Annotated in this window: 19 protein-coding genes; 10 read left to right on the plus strand and 9 right to left on the minus strand. The window is 60.4% G+C overall.

The genetic code is table 11. The features are described 5' to 3' along the window. The 7 genes from KF767_16375 to KF767_16405 form a co-directional block, all read right to left on the minus strand. A partial coding sequence (locus KF767_16375; GenBank protein ID MBX3019464.1) for a hypothetical protein occupies nt 1-2812 on the minus strand: 2812 nt, incomplete at its 3' end. Between the two features lie 265 nt (nt 2813-3077). Further along, entirely contained in the window at nt 3078-4343 is a 1266-nt protein-coding gene (locus KF767_16380) for an acetyl-CoA C-acetyltransferase (GenBank protein MBX3019465.1), read from the minus strand. A 14-nt stretch (nt 4344-4357) separates the two neighbouring features. Next, the gene (locus KF767_16385) at nt 4358-5386 is read right to left on the minus strand and encodes an ATP-dependent 6-phosphofructokinase (GenBank protein MBX3019466.1); all 1029 of its coding nucleotides are present in this window, start codon (nt 5384-5386) and stop codon (nt 4358-4360) included. Nucleotides 5387-5405: 19 nt separating this feature from the next. Then, the gene (locus KF767_16390) at nt 5406-6107 is read right to left on the minus strand and encodes a hypothetical protein (protein MBX3019467.1); all 702 of its coding nucleotides are present in this window, start codon (nt 6105-6107) and stop codon (nt 5406-5408) included. Between the two features lie 11 nt (nt 6108-6118). Next, complete coding sequence (locus KF767_16395) at nt 6119-7624, minus strand: hypothetical protein (protein MBX3019468.1); 1506 nt, start codon at nt 7622-7624, stop codon at nt 6119-6121. Next, complete coding sequence (locus KF767_16400) at nt 7621-8415, minus strand: TIGR02147 family protein (protein MBX3019469.1); 795 nt, start codon at nt 8413-8415, stop codon at nt 7621-7623. The genes KF767_16395 and KF767_16400 overlap by 4 nt, the downstream gene beginning before the upstream one ends. A gap of 106 nt (nt 8416-8521) precedes the next feature. Then, complete coding sequence (locus KF767_16405; protein ID MBX3019470.1) at nt 8522-9022, minus strand: NUDIX domain-containing protein; 501 nt, start codon at nt 9020-9022, stop codon at nt 8522-8524. A 32-nt stretch (nt 9023-9054) separates the two neighbouring features. Here KF767_16405 and KF767_16410 point away from each other — a divergent pair, with 32 nt between their 5' ends. Continuing rightward, nucleotides 9055-9969, plus strand: coding sequence for a hypothetical protein (locus KF767_16410; protein MBX3019471.1), 915 nt, complete (start codon nt 9055-9057; stop codon nt 9967-9969). A gap of 344 nt (nt 9970-10313) precedes the next feature. Further along, nucleotides 10314-10856: a TIGR00730 family Rossman fold protein gene (locus tag KF767_16415; GenBank protein MBX3019472.1), complete on the plus strand. Its 543-nt coding sequence runs from the start codon at nt 10314-10316 to the stop codon at nt 10854-10856. Nucleotides 10857-10969: 113 nt separating this feature from the next. On the opposite strand, the gene KF767_16420 is transcribed toward KF767_16415, so the two are convergent. Continuing rightward, on the minus strand, nt 10970-12535 hold the full coding sequence (locus KF767_16420) for a VWA domain-containing protein (GenBank protein MBX3019473.1): 1566 nt from the start codon (nt 12533-12535) through the stop codon (nt 10970-10972). A gap of 489 nt (nt 12536-13024) precedes the next feature. Between KF767_16420 and KF767_16425 the strand changes: the two genes are divergently transcribed. Genes KF767_16425 through mnhG form a run of 8 tightly spaced genes read left to right on the plus strand, consistent with a single transcriptional unit; the run spans nt 13025 to nt 19154 of the window. Then, a complete protein-coding gene (locus tag KF767_16425; protein ID MBX3019474.1) occupies nt 13025-13573 on the plus strand; it encodes a hypothetical protein in 549 nt (182 codons plus the stop codon). Nucleotides 13574-13599: 26 nt separating this feature from the next. Continuing rightward, entirely contained in the window at nt 13600-15855 is a 2256-nt protein-coding gene (locus KF767_16430; protein ID MBX3019475.1) for a DUF4040 domain-containing protein, read from the plus strand. Further along, complete coding sequence (locus KF767_16435; protein MBX3019476.1) at nt 15852-16268, plus strand: hypothetical protein; 417 nt, start codon at nt 15852-15854, stop codon at nt 16266-16268. The genes KF767_16430 and KF767_16435 overlap by 4 nt, the downstream gene beginning before the upstream one ends. Next, entirely contained in the window at nt 16265-16630 is a 366-nt protein-coding gene (locus KF767_16440; GenBank protein ID MBX3019477.1) for an NADH-quinone oxidoreductase subunit K, read from the plus strand. Before KF767_16435 ends, KF767_16440 begins: the two co-directional genes overlap by 4 nt. After that, nucleotides 16627-18141 (plus strand): NADH-quinone oxidoreductase subunit E/F, encoded by a 1515-nt coding sequence (locus KF767_16445; GenBank protein ID MBX3019478.1) that lies wholly within the window; start codon nt 16627-16629, stop codon nt 18139-18141. The genes KF767_16440 and KF767_16445 overlap by 4 nt, the downstream gene beginning before the upstream one ends. Next, the gene (locus tag KF767_16450; GenBank protein MBX3019479.1) at nt 18138-18473 is read left to right on the plus strand and encodes a Na+/H+ antiporter subunit E; all 336 of its coding nucleotides are present in this window, start codon (nt 18138-18140) and stop codon (nt 18471-18473) included. The genes KF767_16445 and KF767_16450 overlap by 4 nt, the downstream gene beginning before the upstream one ends. After that, nucleotides 18470-18784: a hypothetical protein gene (locus KF767_16455; GenBank protein ID MBX3019480.1), complete on the plus strand. Its 315-nt coding sequence runs from the start codon at nt 18470-18472 to the stop codon at nt 18782-18784. The genes KF767_16450 and KF767_16455 overlap by 4 nt, the downstream gene beginning before the upstream one ends. Continuing rightward, entirely contained in the window at nt 18777-19154 is a 378-nt protein-coding gene (mnhG, locus tag KF767_16460; protein ID MBX3019481.1) for a monovalent cation/H(+) antiporter subunit G, read from the plus strand. Before KF767_16455 ends, mnhG begins: the two co-directional genes overlap by 8 nt. Here the strand turns inward: mnhG and KF767_16465 are convergent. Next, complete coding sequence (locus KF767_16465; GenBank protein MBX3019482.1) at nt 19151-21226, minus strand: sulfatase-like hydrolase/transferase; 2076 nt, start codon at nt 21224-21226, stop codon at nt 19151-19153. The genes mnhG and KF767_16465 overlap by 4 nt on opposite strands. Nucleotides 21227-21234: the final 8 nt, after the last annotated feature.

Here is a 21234-nt window from a genome sequence, read left to right on the forward strand (position 1 = left end):
CCCCGTGATTGTCGATCAAAACTCCCGATGAACCGATCAGATTTCCGAGCGCGAAACCGCCCGCGCCATCGCCGATCAAGAGTTGTCCGCTGGTCGCGACCGAACCGTCGAGGCCGGTGCCGCCACGCTCAACACCCAAAGTTCCGCTCACGATTTTTGCGGCATCCAGATCGGGGATGCGCAAGACGTCGAAAATTCCGGCGGTGATGTCCGAGGCGATGAGCGAACGGAACTCCGGGAGACCCGAAGCGCCGGTGGGCGCGGCAAAGACATGCGCAAGACCTTGAGTGCCGAGGTTCAAAGAGATCGTACCGGCGCCAGTCAAGGGCGAGCCGATGACCGAGAAGAGTCCCGTGGGGGCCTCGAAACCCACGTGGGTGACGGCGCCGCTCGCCAAAGGATCGAGCGAGATGCCGATGGAACCGCCATAGTTGTCGATCAGAACGCCCGACGAACCGACGAGATTGCCCAGCGCGAAACCGCCCGTGCCGTCACCGATCAAGAGTTGTCCCGTGGTCGCGACCGAACCGTCGAGGCCCGTACCGCCACGCTCAACACCCAAAGTGCCGCTCACGATTTTCGCGGCATCCAGATCGGGAATGCGCAAGACATCGAAAATGCCCGCCGTGATATCGGAGGCGATCAAAGAACGGAACTCCGGAACGCCCGCCGCGCCGGTCGGGGCGGCGAAAACTTGCGCCGTGTTCTGAGTGCCGAAGCTCAAAGAGATCGTGCCGGCGCCCGTTAGCGGAGCCCCGCTGACCGAGAAGACCGAAGTTGGCGCATCGAATCCCACATGGGTGACCGCACCGCTCGCCAGAGGATCGAGCGAGATCCCGATGGAGCCGCCATAATTGTCGATCAGAACGCCCGACGAGCCGACGAGGTTCCCGAGCGCGAAACCGCCGGTGCCGTCACCGATCAAGAGTTGTCCCGTGGTCGCGACCGAACCGTCGAGGCCGGTGCCGCCACGCTCAACACCCAAAGTGCCACTCACGATTTTCGAAGCGTCCAGATCCGGAATGCGCAAGACATCGAAAATTCCGGCGGTGATGTCCGAGGCGACGAGCGAACGGAATTCGGGAACACCCACCGCGCCCGTGGGCGCGGCGAAAACTTGCGCGATGCCTTGCGTGCCCAAGTTCAGCGAAATGGTGCCGGCCCCGGTCAAAGGCGAGCCGATGACCGAGAAAAGTCCCGTGGGCGCCTCAAAGCCGACGTGGGTGACCGCGCCGCTGGCCAAAGGATCGAGCGAGATGCCGATGGAGCCGCCGTAGTTGTCGATCAAAACACCCGACGAACCGACGAGGTTGCCGAGCGCGAAGCCGCCCGCGCCATCGCCGATCAGGAGCTGTCCCGTGGTCGCGACCGAGCCGTCGAGGCCGGTACCGCCGCGGTCGACGCCCAGGATGCCGCTGACGATCTTCGACGCGTCTAGATCGGGGACGCGTGCGACGTCAAAAGTGCCACTCACGATTTTCGAAGCGTCCAATCCGGGAAGATCCGAGCTGGCCAGCGCGCGGAAGGTCGGCACGCCGCTGTCGCCGGTAGGCCCCGTGGGCGCCGCGAAGACGAAGCCGACGGGCTGAGTGTTCAGTTGCACGTCGAAACTTCCCGCGTTCGTGACGGGACCGCCCGTGACGTTGAAAAGATCCAACGGCATCAGCAGGTCGACCGAGGTCACCGCGCCCGTGGTTTTCGGTTCGCACGTCCAACCGATCGGCGCCATCCATACGAGCACGTCGCCCGGGTTACAAGCCATACCTTCGAAGCGATTGCTCAGAACGTTGAAAACGGGGATCACGCCGCCCGTGAACGAGCCATAGCCGAGTCCACCTTGCGCGACCTGCAGGGTACCGGTGATCTTCGTGGCGTCGACGGCCGAGATGTCCGCGTCTTCCAGCAAACGGAAGAGCGGTTGTCCCGCGCCACCGGTCGGTGCCGCGAGGACGCCCGAAGTTTGATCCAAGAAGCCGAACGAGAACGTGCCTTCGCTCGTGATGGGACCACCGGTCACCGCGATCAGTCCCGTCGAGGCCGAGATCGCGTCGACGAGTTTGACGACGTTCAAGGTTCCCAGGCTTGTGCTCAGGACTTGGTCGACGTAATTTTTCGTCGCGGCGTCTTGCGGTTGGATCGGCTCGGTCAAACCTTGCAGAAGTTTGCCGCCGAAATCGACCGAGTTCGACTCGGCCAAGTCATAAAGAATCGAAAATCCCAATGTCGAGAACGAGCGCGAGGGCTCGTGCGCCGCCACGGGGTTGACCTTCATCAGGAACGGCGCGGAGTAGCCACCGATCATTTCGGAGTTTGTCGCGTGCAACGCGAACGGCACCGCTTTGATGGGGCCATCGAAAGTCCGCACGACGTTACCGCCGTCGTGCAAAGTGACGACCATCACGCGGTCATCGGTCGAACCGGGAGTGTAGGTGTCGCCGTCGCTACAGGTCAGTCCCGTCAGGGCGAGTGCGGACTCGTTCAAGAAAGCGTTCGTGAAATTCGTCGCGCCACCGGCGTCCGCGCCGCTCAGACGTTTGAGCGGATCTCCCGCCTCGAGGGAAAATGCGCCTTTGTCGAACGCGACGTCTTTCTCTTCGCCCCAAAGCAAACAGCGCTTCGGATCGGGAGAGTAGATCTTCACCTGAACGCGAAATACTCCCTCGAGCGGCAGACCGTCGGGACGCAGCACGCGGCCTTGGTAGACCAAGCGGCGATTGCTTGCGTGAGCGACGCTCGTCGACACCGCGAGATCCAGCAGGATCGCGAAGCAAAGAGCCGCGGCTAGAATGAGTGGTCGCGAAAAGCGGTTCAAGAATTCCTTTCGTCACTTCACGAACTCCTCAACGCATATTGAGGGTCGTGAAATACTTTTCGGTATTCCTGAGTTATTTCATGAGTTAACGTTTGATTTTCTCGACTTGAGGCGGAGGGTGACTCTGCCTGATCCCTAGACGAAAAGAGGGGAATTTGAGGCTCGCTCAGTCTCGCGCTGAGACATCCGTCGGGGACGGTTCGGTCTTAGGGCGGGACACTCCTTGAGAGGCTCCCCCAAATGGCGGGAGCCCACTTTGGATTTCTTAAACGCCTTCGAGGATCGCCGCGACGCCCATACCGCCGGCGGTGCAGATCGAAATTAAGCCGCGTTTACCTTTTTGGCCCGAAAGCATTTTCGAAAGTCCGCCGATGATCCGCGCGCCGGTCGCACCGAACGGGTGACCGATGGCCACGCTACCGCCCTTGATGTTCATCTTCGACTGATCGATCGAGCCCAGTGCCGAAACGCCCATGTATTTCTGGCAGTACGATTCGGTTTCCCAAGCTTTCAGCGTGCACAGAACTTGGCCCGCGAAGGCTTCGTGAATCTCGTAGATGTCGAAGTCTTGCAGTTTCATTCCGTTGCGCGCGATCAAACGCTGGACCGCCACGGTCGGTGCCATCAAAAGCCCGTCGCCCTTCACGAAATCCACCGCCGCGGCTTCGCAGTCGACGAATTTCGCGAGCGGTTTCAGGTCGCGCGCTTTCGCGAAGTCCTCGTTCCCCATCAGGACCGCTGCCGAGCCGTCCGACAGCGCCGAACTGTTCCCCGCCGTCAAAGTACCGGCGCCGGATTTGTCGAATGCGGGTTTCAGTTTTGCGAGCTTTTCAAGCGAAGTATCGCCACGGACCAACGAGTCTTGCTCGAGGCCTTCGAACGGCGTCACCAGGTCCCGGAAGAAGCCTTCGGCCTGCGCCGCCGCCGCCGTCAAATGTGACTTCAAGGCCAGTGCATCTTGCTCTTCGCGCGAGATCTTCCACTCTTTCACCATGAGTTCGGTGTGTTGACCCATCGAGAGCTTGGTCTGGGGCTCCATCACGCCGGGAAAGATCGGTTTGAAGTCACCGGGGCGGAAGTTGGCGACGGCCGCCAGTTGCGCGCCCAGGCCTTTCGCGTCCCGCAACGCCAGAATTTTCTTCTGGAATTTGCGCGAGAAAAGAATCGGCACGTCCGAATTGGTGTCCATGCCCGCCGCGATCCCCGAGTCGATCTGACCCGCGCGGATTTTCAAGAACATATGGTTCGCGGTTTCAAGTGACGTTCCGCACGCGCGCACGACATCGTAACCGGGAGTGAAGGGATGCAGGCCCGACTTCAGCGCGCATTCACGCGCCAGATTCCAGTCGAGGCTCGACTTGATCACGCCGCCGAGCGCGACTTCGCCCAGGCGTACGTTCTGCAGCGCGAAGCGCGCGACGAGCGGCTTCAGCGAGGCGAGCATCAGCTGCTCGGTCGTGACGTTGCGGTAGTGGGTGAAGGACTTCGTGAAGGGTACGCGTTGCGAACCGAGAATGAATGCGTCTTTCATGCGTGGACTCCTTATTAAATGAAAATTCCCAAAGCGTGTCCCATCTTCACCCAATTGTGATCGGGCGGAACCAGACGGGGCGGTTTCATCAAATCGGTAATGGGCGCGCGCACGATTTGTCCCGCGCGCGAAACGATGGCCTTGCCCCAGTCGCCCTCTTGCACGGCGCGCGCGGCCTCGATGCCCATGGACATCGTCAAGAAACGGTCGGACACCGTGGGGGCCGAGGAGCGCTGCAAATGGCCCAAGACCACGTTGCGCGCTTCCCAGCCGGTTTCTTCCTCGATCCAGCGGGCGAGATCGAAGCTCACTCCGCCCAGGCGTTGATTCTCGTGGGCGCCGGCGACTTCGAACGCGACTTTCACGTCTTCATTTTTCGCTTTCGCGCCCTCGGAAACGACGACCATCAGGCCACGTTTGTGCGCGCGCTGCGCGCGGATGAACTCCGCGAGTTTCGCGCGATCGAATTCGATCTCGGGAATCAGGATGACGTCCGCGTAACCGGCAAGGCCGCCGCCCAGCGCGATCCAACCCGCGGTGCGGCCCATGGTTTCGACGATCATGACCCGGCGGTGGGTCTCGGCCGTGCGGCGCAAGGAATCGACGGCGTTCGCGACGACCGAAACCGCCGTATCGAAACCGAAAGTGAAGTCGGTGCCTTGCAAATCATTGTCGATGGTCTTCGGCACACCGACGATCTTCAGGCCTTCCCACACGCGCGAAAGCGCGTCGAACGTCCCGTCACCGCCCGCGACGACCATGCCGTCCACGTTGAAAGACTTGAGCTTCTGCAGGAATTCTTTTTCGCGTCCGCGCGTGGACGTCCGGTTGGATGTGCCGATCACCGAGCCCGCGTGCGAATGATCGCCGTGACCGATGTACTCTTCCAGGCGCAGGGTGCGCCCTTCGAAGACGCCGTCGAAGCCGTCGCAGATCCCGACGACTTCGTAGCCCGCGACGGTGAGGCTGCGGGTGACCGACTCTAAAATTCCGTTGAGGCCCGGGGCGTCGCCGCCTCCGGTTAGAATGGCGATTCGTTTCATCGCCATCGATGTTAACGATTTATCTGAGGCGGCGCCAGAACAGAGACGGACCTTGCAGTGTGGCGTCCCCTAAAATCCACAGCGGCGTTCGGCTTTCATTGATCAGGATCAAGCCGAAGTCCGTTTGGCGCTCACGGACGTAAGTTTCGAACCAGGGCTTCAGGTCAAAACACAGGCGGGTGTCGCCCTGACAAAAGCTCGCTTCCGCGTCCTTCGCGATACTGGTGTGATTGCTCGGGAGCGGCTCGAGGCAGGCGCTGCTTTCGAAATCGCCACCGGCCGCGCCCCAGCCTCCGCCTTTATAGGGATGCGCTTTGGACCAGGTCGCGAGCATCATCCAATTTTTCGTCAGCGGGCAAAGTTTCAGCGCCGGTCGCGCGGCGAGCGCCAGATCCGCGTCTTTCGTTTCGATTTTCAGTAGCAGCGCCTGCTGGTCCAGGATCTGGTAGCTGGACGGTTTCAGCGACGACAGACGCAGCAGCACGCGGTTCCGCTCGTCGACCGGATACGACGCCGCTTTCAGCGTGCGGTCGTCGTCGCTTTTGCGGATGTCGGCCGAGATCAGCTTCACCTCGTCGCTCGCGCTGCGTACGACTTGCGTCTGCTCTTTGATGTTGGGATCGCCGAAGCCCATGACCTGGCCGCAACCGGTCAGCGTCGACGTCCATGTCACCGCGATGGTCGAGAGGGTCAGCCCTTTGAGGAGTTGCAGTCTCTTCATGTCGTCCTTCCTTAGAACTGAATGGCCAGGCTCGTCCCGGCGTAACCTTGTCCCGCACCGTGACCCATCAGATCGGCGACATCATCCAGCTTGGCGCCGGGGGTTCCGTCAATGATTTGGTACGCGAAGAGTTTCCAGTTGAGCGCCTCGTGATTATAACCCAGCTCGGGGCCGAATTTGACGATGCGCAGCCGGTCCGCGGGTTGCGTGAAGGTCCCCGAAACCGCTTCGACCTCGTATCCTTGCGACAGCAGAAGATCCCCTTTCAGCCCCGCGGTGAAGCCGCGGTACTTGCCCCCAAACGCGATCGACGCGTTCGTGAGCCCACCGAATTTCTGCCGGTATTTGGTGTTCGAAACCGTGAACTCCGATTCCGACGGCAGGCTGTAGCTCAGGAAGTTTTCCGAGTAGAAATGTTCGCCTTCGCGGCGCATGGACACCCCGAAGGTGGTGACGTCGCGCGCTTGGGGCATGTTTTTCAACTCTTCGCTCGACAGCGTGTACATCGAGTGCTCGCCGTAGAGCTCGACGTCGAACTGGCGCCAGGTCGCGAGCAGATAACGTCCCGAAACCTGGAGCGGTCCCAGGTAGGACCGGTCCGGCAAACGCACGAACGAAAAACTGAGGCCCATGCCGAGCGCGTTCGGACCGCGACCGAAGGGGTGCAGGAAGCTGTCGAGCCGCTGCATGCCGAGGACGGGCGTCGACTCGTCCTCATCGCGCGCCTCTTTGTCGTAGACCAGGAACGAGTAGCGGAAGAACGAGGGGCGTTTCAGGCGCTCGGTCACGGCGGGCTCGAAGGGCTCCATCGCCAGCGCGCCGCCATTCGGGGGGAGGGCGACCACGGGACCCTGAGCGGCGGCGGTGGCGGCCCGGGCATTTTGGAGTTTTTCTTCTGCCCGTTCCACCGCCGCCACCGTGATCGACTTCGCGCGGTCGAAACTCGCGTTGGGATCGGTCAAAGCGAGCGTGATTTCCGAGACGACCGATTCGTCCTCACGAACGCTTTCGGGAAGGGCGCGGTGCAAAGCTTCGTGAATATGCAGATTGATCAGTTGTTGTTCGGACAACATGAGCGCCGCCGGGAAAAAGCGCGTCGCCGCGTAGGGACGGGCGAAGGTGCGGGCGTAGACGTACTTGCCGTCGGGCGAGACCTCTTGGCCCTTGTCGAAGTCCTTCGGCACCGCGATGTTCTGGTGCACGAGGTAGATCTCGGTGCGCTCGACCTCTTCGATCAGATTTCCCAGGTAGGGGATCTGGCGCGTGCCCATGTCCTTCAGATGTTTCGCGGCTTTTTCGCGGGTGGTCTCGAGGATGCCGCTGGTCACTTTCTCTTTGTGTTCGAGGTCGGCTCCGTCGTCGCCGTTACCCACTTTCGTGGTGCTCTGCTGGTCGATCGCGGGCGCGGTCGCGCGGGCTTCGCCAAGCAGAAAGGTCGCGAAGATCGCGCAGGCCAGGACGAAACCGATGACGGGTTTCAAAACGAATTTCAGCGGAGTCAGGATTTCGGTTTTCATGTTTGCGAGCTCCCTTTGGTCAGCGGAAAGAGGGCGACTTCGAGTTGGTAAACGTTTTCTTCTTTGGGACGATGGAACTTGTTGCGAACCATGTCGGTGAACTGGTCGATCTCGATTTTCAGACGTTTCAGGTCCGTCGCGCGAACGACCAGGCCCACGCCCTGGAATTCACGCTGGTCGACCGGCACGGTCTCGAGGCTTTCGGCGGCCTTTTCCAGAATCTGGCGGTGGTATTTACGAATTCCCGCCGAGGGGATTTGCGCGCCGACCTGCCAATGCGCTTTCGCGCTCTGGGCGCCGCGGCCCTGGAAGGTCACGAAGCCGAGCTTCTCGAGGTTACGCATCGCGAGCTTCGCTTCGGTCAGGGTGATGCCCAGGCGTTGGCTGATGTGCGCGGCGGACCACTCGAAGTTTTTGGCCTCGAGCAGATTCAGGATCGCGAAGTGGTACCAGTCGCAGACGCGCTCGAAGTCCGCGGTCGAAAGCCCGGGGGCTTCGGGCTCGGGACCCGAGAGGAATTCCAGCGGCAGGCCCAGGCTGCGGCCCTTCTCTTTTTGCAGAAGCAGCAGGAAGTGTTTGGTTTCCGACGGCGTGAAGCCCATCGCCTGGGTGACTTTGAAGGCGGAATTCAAACTGAGTTTGCGCTGGCCCTTCAGGACTTGCGACAACTCCGCCGGATTCAGGCTCAAAGCTTTGGCGAAAGCCCGGAGTGAGTAGCGCGAGTTGCGCTGCACACGTTGGCCGAGCTCGTCGTGCAGATATTCGGTGATGGAATCGTAATCGAAGATCATGAGCCCGTTATCCGGCGCTCTTTGCGGAAAGACAAGGGGTGGGTGGGAGTGTCTTGTAACAAAGTGTTACAGATGTGTCACAGATGTAACACAAAGGGTTCGTCGCTTACGAAACCTTGAGCTTGCGCGTGGCGCGTTCTTTTTCGCGGACGTGGAATTCCGCGTGCGGCCAGCCCTGTTCCGGATAAGCCACGAGGAGTTTGAGCACGACCGGCGACACGAAGGGCAGATCTTTCAGTGCGGAAAAAGCGATCCATTCGGGATGGAAAAGGCCATTGTCCTTTTGCCACAAAAGCGATGCCTCTTGGCCCGACGGGGCGATGAGTTGGCCTTGCGTGCGCGCCGAATAGTAAACCTGCTGGGTGCCGTCGAATTCGATCGTGCCCAGGCGCGCGATGCCGCCGGCCTCCAGCGTGAGTCCGGTTTCTTCTTGAACTTCGCGGCGCAGTCCCACGATCGGGTCTTCACCTTTTTCGAGCCCGCCGCCGGGCGCGACATAGTACAGCTGGCCGCGTTTTTCGCGACGGATCAGGCAGATATGGGTCTCGTCGGCATTCAGAATCAGGCCGCGGACCGAGGTGCTTTTGGTGAATTTCCAAATCGACATCTGACCTTCGTATCGGCTAGGTTCAGCGACTGATGAAGCTCTTTTTCCTGACCGGCCCCGAATTTCCCGCGGGTCATCCCGACGACCAGAAGCTCTTTGACGCCGCGAAAGCCTTCGCCGATCCCGCGTGGCTCGATTGGCGCGCGCCGGCGGGTCCCGGTTACGGGGATGTCGTCCTCATCCGCACGCCTTGGGATTATCAAACTGATCCATACCGCTTCTTGCGCGTGCTCGAAAGTTTCGAAAAAGCGGGCGCGCGCCTCGCGAATCCCTACGCGACCGTGCAGTGGAACCTCGACAAGATCTATATGACCGAACTCGCGGAAGCGGGCGTCGACATCGTCCCGACCCACGCCTTCGCGCGACCGCTTCAGGAGCTGACGGAGTTCCGCGAAGCTGGGGTTCATGGCGAATGGATTTTGAAACCGCGCATCGGCGCGAGCGCGAGCGGCGTCCTGAAAGTGCGGGATGCAGAGCTTGACCGGATCATCAGCGCGGGATTCGCCGAAACTCCACGTATCGAGCACGTGAACGGGCAGCGCGGGGCGGGAAGTATCCAGGTGCCGCTTCAGGATTTGCTCTTGCAGCCGATGATCGAGAGTGTTCGCGAGCAGGGCGAGGTCTCGTTGATTTACTACCGGATCGACGGCGAAGCGGTGTTCAGTCACGCGAGCCTCAAGGTCCCGAAGGCCGGGGACTTCCGCGTGCAGGTCGATTGGGGCGGGACGGATGCGGCATATTCGCCCACGGGCGAACTGATCGCGACGGGCGCCGCTTGGCTCGCAGTCCTTGATAAGCCTTGGTTTTATGCGCGGGTGGATATTCTTGAGTACGCGGGCGCGCGCCCCTTACTGGGTGAGGTCGAACTGATCGAGCCGCAATTGTTCCACCGCTTCGGTGCGCGCAGTGAAGAGCTGTGCCTGCGCTCCCTGGGTTTCACGAAATAGTCTCTCAAACTGAGGCGTTCATCTTCTAGCTCGTGGGCAGTCGGCGCTAAGTCCTCGGGATCCAAGGTCTTCCCTCTATTTTCGCGTCGAATTCGTCCAGCGCCTCGACGTTTTCACAAGTCGCTAAGTCACCGAATCCCGCGTGAATCGGGTGAGCACGGCGTTTGCTCTATCTAGTCTTGCCCTCATCCATGTCCCAACATGGAGACCTCCAAGCCCAACCTTCACTCACGGATAGAGTGACAAAAGGACCGTAAGGTCCTTTTGTTTTTTTGCGCGTCGGCTTTTCAGGGAAGGCGTATCCGCCTTGGCAACCCGGGGTTCGGCACGCTAGATTTCCGCTCATGAAAATCTGTGTGTTCTGCGGCTCAAGAATGGGCCGTGATCAAGATCTGGTGCAAGAGACGGTGGAGCTCGGTCGATTCTTCGCGCGCGAAGGTTTCGAGCTTGTTTACGGTGGCGGTAAAGTCGGCCTGATGGGAAAAATCGCCGACGGCGTGCTCGAGGGCGGCGGGCGGGTGACCGGCATTATCCCGACTTTTCTTTCCACCGAAGAGGTCGCGCGCCATGACCTGACCACACTCGAGATGGTGCAGACGATGGAAGAGCGCAAACGCCGCATGTTCGAGATCTCGGACGCTTTCGTGACGCTGCCGGGAGGCTTCGGCTCGCTGGACGAACTTTTCGAAGCGGTGACCCTCACCCAGCTTCGCATCCACGAAAAGCCGAACCTCATCGTTTCGTACCGCGGTTACTACGACGACCTCGATCGCCAGCTTCAGCGCATGGAAACCGACGGCTTCATGACGTCCGAGACGCGGAGACTCTGCGAGTTTCTGTCGGACTTCGGCGCGCTGAAGGCGGCGTTGCTGGGGCTCCGGTCGTAAGGTACCATCTACCTTTTGTTTCGCGTTGGCGTCAAAAAACACAAAAACCACCCCTTGGGGTGGTTTCGTGCTTTCTGACGCGCAAGCGACACAAAAGGTAGATGGTACCTTACCTACTGCGCGCGGAAGACTTGCACGTTCAGGAGACCGCCGTTGGCGCGGATGCCGAACGGATCGTTTTCCGTGAGTGCCGCCGGGTTCAGCAGCATCAGCCACTGACCTTCGAGGTTTTTCTCGAAGCGAACGTAAGTGCCGGTCACTTTTTTGCCGTTCAGGAAAACCGCGATCTTGTTCAGATCTTCCGCGGCGTTCAGGACCACCGGCGAAGTCTGCAGGGAGTCGATGAGGCTTGCGTAAGCGAAGCTGACTTCGATTTTCGCGCCGCGGGCCGGAGCGTTCGTGAACACGATCTCGCCGTTCGCGATGCGGAAGCCCGAGGTGACGACGGCGCCGTTGATTTTCACGACGAGTGAAGAGAGGTCGATGTCTTTATCCGACAGCTTCCACTTCTTTTTGTACTCGGCGCGACCGGTCGGGAGATTCGAGGTCGAACCCGTGATGCGCACCGTTTCCGTCGTGCCATTCACCAAGGTGACCGTGAACGTGCGCTGATTCAGTGGCAGGGCGGGATTCAGGCCCGGCACGTCGTCAGACACGTACTCCAAAGCGTAAGTCGTTTGCACGCGCAGCATGATGCGATTCAAGATGGTGTTGAGCGTGATGTTGCCGTTCACGAGATCCATGTAAGGGAAGTGCTCGCCGTTCGAAGCGGGGATGATTCCCAGATTCGTACCGAAGTTGCGCTCGTAGCCGGCGCGCGAAGGGGTCGCCGCGAAGAGGTTGACTTGCGAGCGGGCCAGCGAAGCCAAAACGTTGGTGTAGACGGGAGCGTTCGCGCCCAAAGCACCGGGATTTTGCGGACCGTACAAGAAGCCCGCGTCGGTCAGCAGGATGCCGAAGCGCTGCGAACCTTGCGCCCAAGGAGCGCTCTCGACGTCGATGACGGCTTGCAAAGGATTTTCGTCGAGGTCACGGCCACCGGGATCGGCCGCACCGCAACCGGCCGACAGGCCGTTCACTTCCGAGATCAGCTCGTCGACCTGAGCTTGCGTTTCGGGTTTCGAAGGATCGTTATCGTAGAAGCGATCGCACTTACGAACCGTGTAATCACCGAAAGTCGAAAGGCACATACGGGTGTGGTAGCCCGCCGCGCGCGACGAGTTGATGAAGTTGATCACGCGGGTTTTCGCCGACGCGATGGTGGGATTCATCGAACAAGTGACGTCGATCAGGAAGGCGATATCGACCGTGCGACGGCTCGACTGGGGATTCGAAGTCATATTGAAAGCGGGGACGGTCACGCCGTTCTCTTTCAAGACGATTTCGCTCGAGTTCAGGTTGTTCAGGTACTCACCGCCCGAGGTGACCGCTTGGAACGTCACGGTGGTGCGGTTCGAATCCAGGCTGTCCTGGTTGAACGAAGCGGCCGACGAGCCGAGTTTCATCTGCGCCGAGTGGATTTGCACCAGCTCCGGGGGGTTGATGATGACGGGTTCTCCCGGCTCGTCCACCAGCTTTTGACCTTCCGGTTCGACCGGGGCGAAATCATACTTCGCGCAAGCCGCCAGACCCAGGAACATGATCACAGACAAACCTTTAACACCCAACTTCAGGCACATACGGCCCTCCCACGAACCGAGTTACAGCAAAGGTCTTGCCAACCGCGAAAGTTCGGAACTCCGTTTGTGTTTCTAAGAGCTTGCGCGTGAAATCGTGATTTTCGAAAGTTTTGTTTTTCGTCGCGCTTGTCGACGCGACGAGACCTTTCTCAGAGGAGAAACCCGTTTTTCACCGACGTGGGTCGGGTGAATACGATGACGACATTTCCTCGCGAATTTCCCTTCTCGGGACTTTCGCAACGCGTGCTCTGAGTTCGACAGTAATTCCGAAACTGGACCTCGCAAGGCGCATGCGTGACATATCCGTGAATGATCGCGAGGAGTTCTCGCGTCGGAAGCGCGTCGCGCGCGATGGATTTTTCCGCGCGTCGCGCGCCATTAGGGGTTGAGTCGCGCAATGAAACAACTTAAAGTCCTGGAGAGTTTGCGAAAGTCGCGACTTTCGTCAAAGTCCAACGCAATTTTCATATCCTTGAAGGCGGTGAAGCCATGGATCTTGGCCTTTTCCCACGCAAAAACTCCCGCATCGCTGCACCCGTGCGTCGGTTCGCGACCTTGCTGCTGAGTTTCGGTCTCCTGGGAAGCGTTCCCGCGCGTGCGGATTTGGGATTGACCTGGGATTTGGGCGCGTCGACCGGTAGCTACAACAACGTCGGCTACTCCGAGGTCAACCTCGGGGTGAATTGGTCCTTCACCGACTATCTGATTTGGCGTAACTCGGTCTTTAGCCGCTTCCCCTCGACGGGGGATGGAGTCCAAGGATTGGATACGTCTTTGCGGCTGCACCATTCCGTGACGAGCGATAACGGCACCTTCGGCCTCGGTTTCTTCGGCGGCCCGGGATACCGTTTCGCGTCGGCGTCGTACTCGGCGGCCTTCGCCGAAGCGGGCCTGCTCGTGAAGCTCGGCGGGCTGCAGCTCGGCGGCGGCGTGAAAGCCTTCCGTTATTCCAACCCCGGCACCACCACGACCGGTGCCGCCCTTCCTCCCGACGATGTGACCTACTTCATCATTCTTTCGGGAGGAGGCGCACTCTGACGAATGCCGACAATCGAAAGCTCGGTGTGGTCGCGCCGCTCTTGGCGGCGGTGCCGCTGGCGCTCGCCGCGTTTTTCGCGTGGCTGGTGCAGGGCGCTCCCGACGGGCTTTTTTACTCCAGCCTTCCCTGGGCGCCGTCCATCGGCTTGAACCTGTCATTTCGTATCGACGGGTTGAGCCAGCTTTTTTTGCTTTTGATTTTGGGCGTGGGTTTCGTGATTCAAAGTTTCGCCGCCGTCTACTTCCAAGGGAAGTTCGAGATGTGGCGGCGCTACCGCGGCCCCATGTTGCTCTTCACGCTGGCCATGGTGGGCGCGGTCACCTCGGACAACCTGCTGCTCCTTTTTATGTTCTGGGAGATGACGAGCCTGGCTTCGTTCTTCCTGATCGGTCTGGAGCGCGAGCGGGTCACCGCACGGCACGCGGCGCAGATGGCGCTCATCGTGACGGGGGCGGGGGGCTTGTGTCTGCTGGCGGGGGCGTTGATGCTTGGCCAGATGGCGGGGCATTTCGAGATTTCACGCCTGCTGGGTGAAGCGGCGAGTCTGCGCGATCATCCATGGCTGCCCGCCGTGTTCGCGCTGTTCGCGCTGGGAGCCTTGACGAAGTCCGCGCAGTTTCCGTTTCACTTTTGGCTCCCCAACGCCATGGCGGCGCCCGCGCCCGTGAGTGCTTATCTGCATTCCGCGACGATGGTGAAGCTCGGGATCTATCTGCTTTACCGCTTCTATCCCTTGTTCGGTTCGCTCGAGTGGTGGCCATGGGTGCTCATCGGCTCGGGCGGCATCACCTTCGTGTGGGGCGCGTGGGTGGCGCTGCATAAGACCGATTTGAAATCGCTTCTGGCCAATACGACGATCAGTGGTCTGGGGCTTCTGGTTTTGTGTCTGGGCGTCGGGACACCGGGCGCGCTGACGGCGGGGCTCGTGTTCCTGCTCGCGCACGCTCTCTACAAGGCGCCGATGTTTCTGCTGACCGGCGTGATCGAGAAAAAAGTCGGGACCCGCGATCTGCGCGAACTCACCGGTCTGGGCTGGAAGATTCCGGGACTGACGCTCGCGATGGCGCTCGCCGCGGGTTCGATGGCGGGGCTGCCGCCGGGAATCGGGTTCGTCGCGAAGGAACTGGCCATCGAGTTCGCGTTGACCGGCGACTACCTGATCATGGTGTTCGTTTTTTGGGGTTCGGTCTTCACGATCGCGACCGCGCTGCGCTTGGCGCACGCGCCGTTCTGGGGGCGCCCCGCCGCGAACATCGAACCGCGTGAAATCGTCGCGGGCTCGGCGTGGGGAATCACCGCCGCGCCGCTCGTTTTGACGATCGTGGGGCTCGCGGCGGGAATATTCGTGGCGGCCGCGGGCGCGGCGTTGATCGACCCAACGCTCTCGGCGATCGGTTCGCCGACCACTGAATCCGCATTGTCATTGTGGCACGGATTGAACTGGGCGCTCGGCCTTGGCATTTTCACGTGGATCGCGGGCGCGCTCGTTTACCGCTTTCATCCGATCATCGAGACTTTCGGTAGCCGCGCGTACTTCGACGGCGATTACGCCTACGAAGTCGTTTTGCGCGGAACTTTGCGCGCGGGCGCGACGCTCACCCGGCTTTTGCAGAACGGATCGCTGCAGTTTTACCTGATCGTCAACGTCTTCGCGATCATCGGGGCGGGCTACCTTGCGTACTGGACGGCCCCGGCGCTCAGTCTGGAGCTTCTGACCACGGAAGCGACGCACCCGCCAATCTACGACATCCAGCAAATCTGGGGCATCCTGCTTTGCTTTTTGATGATGGGGATGGCGGGCCTTTCGCTGACGACCCGCTACGCGTTGACCTCGGTGCTCGGCATGAGCGGCGTGGGCTTCGCGGTCGTCGTGTTTTTCGTTTTCTTCGGCGCGCCGGATCTGGCGCTCACCCAGTTCGCCGTCGAGTGCATCGGGCTTTTGATCCTCGTTTTGATTCTGCCGTCGATGCCGCCGTTCCGTCGCATGACCACGAGCGGGTTCCGTCGTTTCCAAACGATGCTGTCCGTGGGCGCGGGCTTCATGGTCTTCTTGGGCGTGTGGATCGGGCAGATCAAAGGCAACGCCTCGGGCCTTTCCGAGTATTTCGGCGCGCAGAGCTGGCTTGAGGCCAATGGCCGCAACGTCGTGAACGTGATTTTGGTCGACTTCCGCGGACTCGATACGATGGGCGAAATCACGGTGCTCGTCATCGCCGCGCTCGGGGTTGGGGTTTTGCTGCGTCGCCCGACTCAACCCGACGGTGAAAAGGGGAGCGAATGAGAACGTCCCTGATTCTCGCGAAAGTCGCGAAGCTGATCTTCTGGCCGCTCTTGGTTTTCAGTTTTATTTTGTACTGGCGGGGGCACAACGCGGAAGGCGGGGGCTTCATCGGGGGGCTCGTCGCCGCGGCCGCCTTCGGTGTGATCGGCTTCAGTTTCGGCGTGCATGAACTGCGTCGCCGTCTTTACTTTCATCCGGTGACCTATCTGACATTCGGTCTGGCCTGCGCTTACGGCGCGGGCGCACTGGGCTGGTGGGCGGGCTCGAACTTCTTGAAGTCGCTTTGGGTCGAGGTCCCCGTCATCGAGAAACTGGGCTCGACGGCGCTCTTTGATTTGGGCGTGTACGCGATCGTTCTCGGCATGGTCAGTTTGATCATCACCAATCTCATGAGCGACGGGGGCATCGAATGAACATCGCGGGGACGCCACTCCAGTTCGTCTTCGCCCTGACCGTGGGCTTTTTGTTCGCCGCGGGGCTGTGGCTGATGATGCGCAAAAACTTCGTCAAAATCGTCGTGGGGTTCACGCTTTTGGGACACGCGGTGAACTTGACGGTCTTTTCGAGCGGAGGGTTGGTCGCGACGAACGCGCCCCTGATCGCCGCCGGCGAGACGACACTCGCCACGGGATCGGCCGATCCACTGCCGCAAGCGCTCGTGCTGACCGCCATCGTGATCGGCTTCGCCGCGCAGATTTTTTTGATCGTGCTCATGCGGGGAGCGGCGGCCTTGATGGCGGCGCGACCGGATTCGGAAATCGGGGGTGACGAGTGATGCTGACCCCTTCCATGATTCTGATGATCCCCTTCGTGACGGCGGTACTGACCCTCGCGCTGGGGCGGTGGCCGCTTCTTCAACGGGCGACGAGTCTTCTGGGATCGCTCCTGGCTTTGGCCGCGGCGATCACGATTTTCTTACGCGTCGACGACGGTGAATTTCTGGTCGAGCAGATGGGGGCCTGGCCCGCGCCCTTCGGTATCAGTTTGGTCATCGACCGGCTCGCGGCCGTGCTGGTGCTGATCACGGGTTTTGTCGGCGTCGTGGTGAACCTCTACGTGCAAAGCCCGGAGCAGCGTTTGACGCAGGGGCGGGACTTCCATCCGCTGTACCAGCTCTTGCTCGCGGGCGTGACGGGCGCGTTCATCACCGGGGATTTCTTCAACCTCTTCGTGTTCTTCGAAGTGATGCTCATCAGCTCGTTCGTGCTGATGATCCGCGAAAAACGTCCCGATCAGTACGACGGTACGGTCAAGTACGTGCTGTTGAATCTGCTCGCGTCGCTGCTCTTCCTGGCGGGGCTGGCGTTCATCTACAACGGCCTCGGCACGCTGAACATGGCGGATGTCGGTCGGTTGTTCCGGTCGTCGACCTGGTCGCTTTCGACCAGCGCCGGTTTCTATTCGCTTTTCCTGGCGTTCGCGATCAAGGCGGGGATGTTCCCGGTCTACTTCTGGTTGCCGGCGTCTTATCCGTGCTCGCCGATCGCGACGACGTCGCTCTTCGCGGCGCTCCTCACGAAGGTGGGGGTCTACTCGCTGTTGCGTTTGAACTCCGTGGTCGGTCCCGCGCTGCCACCGCTGTATTTGCAAACGCTCGTGGTCTTGAGCCTGCTCACGATGCTGTTCGGCGTTCTCGGCGCCGCCAGTCAGCAGGAGATCCGGCGCATCCTTTCGTTCCACATCATCAGTCAGATCGGTTACATCACGCTGGGGCTCGGCTACATGACCGAACTCGCGCTTGCGGGAACGGTCTTCTACCTGATCCACCACATCGTGGTGAAGGCGAATCTCTTTTTGGTGGCGGGCGTGCTGGATCGCATTTGGGGGACGACGCAACTCGCCCGCATCGGCGAGACGTTGAAGATTTCGAAGTGGTTGGCGCTCGGCTTCTTGATCCCCGCGTTATCACTGGCGGGCGTCCCGCCGCTATCGGGATTTTTCGCGAAGCTCGCGGTTTTGCAATCGGCGCTCGACGCGCGTGATTTCCTAAGCCTGGGCGTCGCGCTGTTCGTGGGGCTTTTCACGCTCTACTCGATGATCAAGATCTGGCTTGAGGCTTTCTGGAAAGAGCATCCCGATCCGGCGCCCACGAACCGCATCCACCGTCCGCTCACGCTCGCGGAAAAAGGATGGATGGGCGGCGCGATCGCGCTGTTCGCCGCATGGACATTCGCGATGGGCTTCGGCGTGGGCCCCGCCATGGAGTTCGCGCACCGAACCGGCAAAGACCTCATGCAAGGCGAGGCCTACATCCAAAAAGTCCTGAATCCCCGGAGGACCCCGTGAGCCGCTGGTGGTGTTTGGTGAAACTCACTTTCGTTTTCGCCTACGAAATGGTGCGCGCCAGTCTGCAAGTCGCTCTGTGGATCGTGAAGCCCAACGAACGCCTGTGTCCGGCGTTCGTGCAGTTGCCGCTGGATCTGAAAAGCGAAAACGGTCTCGTGACCCTCGCGCAGATGATCACGCTGACGCCGGGGACGTTGAGCCTGGAGTTTTCTCCGGATCACGATTATCTGCTGATGCACGTGATGCACGCGCCGGACCCCGATCTCGTGATTCAGGACATCAAGCGGACCTTCGAGCGTCCACTCATGAAAATTTGCGGGGAGGTCGAATGATCATGCCGGTTTTATGTCTGGTGATTTTGTTCGCGGCCGTGGTCGTGGCCTTCGCGCGTCTGATGCGCGGGCCGGAGCTGGCCGACCGCGCGGTGGCCCTCGACATGATCGCGAGCGCGCTGCTTTTGATGATGATCGTCATCGGCCTGAGTGAACGGGTCGCCTACGCTTTCGAAATCTTTTTGACCTTCGCGTTCATGACATTCCTGGGCACGCTGGCCTTGGCCGCATTGATCGACCGCACGGGACGTCTGCAGGGTCTCGAGAACAACGAGTCGGTCGACGATCCCCGGGAGGCGCCCCGTGTCTGAGTGGTTGGACCTGATCGGCTGGAGCTTCGTTTTGCTGGGGACGTTCTTCGTGTTCTTGGCCGCGGTGGGGATATTCAAGCTGCCCGATACTCTGACCCGCATGGCGGCGGGCGCGAAGGCGCCGACGCTCGCGCTCATGCTGGCGGTCGCGGGCGCGATGCTGCACTCGGCTTCGGCGGGTGTGCGGCTGCCGCTGTTTCTCGGTTTCGTGATGGTGCTGGTGACCTCGCCCGTGGCGGCACACCTTCTGGGGCGCGCGACCATCCGCGCGGGCCTGCGCGTGATTCCGACGACGCAGAATACGGAGCTGCTACAGACGTTGCGCGATCAACCGCATCCCGAGGACGAGCCTCCCGAAAAACGGATCTAGTCCGCGGCTTTTGAGGCTTCGAGTTCGAACTCGAAGAAATAGTCGGTCAGCCCCATCATCGCGCGGTAGCGCTGATCCAGAAGTTTCAGTTCGTCCGAAGGCGTCTCGGTGCGCTTCAGTGACGAGTACTTCGGGTCCCACATCAGGTACTGCGTGCCGCCGCGGTCGGCGATGATCGCGCCCGCGTCGTTGAAGCCCAGACGTGAATAGTGAAAGGCGTAGTGCGCGGCTTGCGGATTCAGCAGGCTCGTGCCCCAGGAGTAATGCTTGAACTCCGAAAGCGCGAAATCGTAAAGGGTCGGGAAGATGTCGGTGTGTGAACCGAAGGTTTCGCTGGGAATTTTGCGGAAGCCCTCTTTGGGGACGTAAAGGTACAGCGGCGTTTGCCATTTCTGCAGAAGCTCGGCTTCGCTGAAGGTTTTCAGCAGAAAACCGTGGTCGCCCGTCGCCGCGATGATGGTGCGTTCCCCTAAAGGCGAGTTGCGCACGCGTTCGATCATTTGCCCGAGCATCCGGTTCGAGTACTGATAGACACGGAAGCGCTCGGCCGAAAGTTGCGCGTCCGAAACGAGCTGCGAAGCGAGGGCCGGCGGAATGGTCAAGGGCAAGGCCTGGTAGTTCTTCGGCACTTGGTAGGGCGGATGGTTCGTCGTCGTCATGACGAAGATGAACTGCGGCTCGGTCGCTTCTTTCAACGTGTCTTCGATGTAACGGAAGACGTCCTCGTCGTAGATACCCCAATCGTGTTTCTCGATTTTGCCGTAACGCGATTCGATCGCGAAGTCGCCCTCGATGGTGTCGAAGCTTTGGATCTTCGCGAAGCGGTCCACCGTGCGCCAGCCGATGCCGCCGCCGTAGATGAAACGTGTCTTATAGCCCGCCTGTTTGAAGTGTTTGGCCGGCGCGAAACGGAAGGGCACCTGCATGTAGCGGCTTTCGGTCAGGAAGTTGCCTTCCGGGCGGTGGGGGGCGCTGACCATCAGCGCGGACAAACTTCCGATCGTGGCCGTCATCGACGGGACGAAGTTCATGAGGACGTTGTCGGCTTTGAACTGGGCTTCGAGTTCCCCCAGGACGTTGAACTCGGGGGACTGCCAGGTCAGCCAGTAGCCGCCCCAGCTTTCCATCATGATGACGACGACGTGGGGGCGAGTTTTTTCGGCCCATTCGTTCTTCGGCGTTTGTTGCGCCAGCAGTTGGATCGGATCGTTGGGCAGTTTCTCGACGGGAATGTCGTAAAGATCCGCGGCGGCGTCTTGCCAGCGGCCGTAACCGTAGTAAAGGCCGTTCGTATTCCAGACGGCGTTGTGCTCTTGGCGAACTTTGACCGCACGGTGCAGACCGTGGATCCCCGAATAGGCCAGGTAGTTCAAGAAAGGATCGGGGGAAACGGCCGCGTCGATTTCGTGCAGCGGGAAAAGTCCCAGCGAACCGCGCGCGCCCACGCCGATCAGCGGGATGATCAGAACGTAGGCCAACAAAACTTTGAAACTAAAGTGCCGCTGCGGAAGCGGTCCCTTGTCGAGGTAGTTGCGCACCCGAAAAATCCGCACCGAGCCCGAGGCGAGCGCGAGTACGAAGATGAAGCTTGCGGTCAAAATCGTGAAGAAGGGATAGTTTTTGCGGAAGGTACGAATCAAGGCCATCGTATCGTCTTCGAAAAAACCGAAGACCAAGACGTTCAAGTGATCCTGAAAGTAAGAGTAGTAGCCCAGATCCACAAGCGTGATCGCGCAGACAACCGAAACGATGAACACGAAGTAAGCGCGTTCGAACCAGGTCAAGACGCGCGCGGAGAATCGGCTCGGAAAACAAAGCCACAACAGATAACTCAAGACCGGCAGCACCAGCGCGTAACAAAGGGCGACTAAGTCGAAACGCAAACCCATCAAAAAGGCGCGTCCCAGGTCGCCGGGATTGTCGCGCACGTATTGAAAGCCGCCGCCAACGCCGCCGCCGTAATAAAAAAACGCGGTGATCCGACACAACATCAGAAACAGACCAAGGGCGAGGGCGATCAGGGCCCAGCGGGTGATCCAAGAACGAAATACGCGAGAGGGAGAAAGCGACATCCGAATTC

The sequence above is a fragment of the Pseudobdellovibrionaceae bacterium genome (assembly GCA_019637875.1).
Lineage (GTDB): Bacteria > Bdellovibrionota > Bdellovibrionia > Bdellovibrionales > Bdellovibrionaceae > JAHBUW01.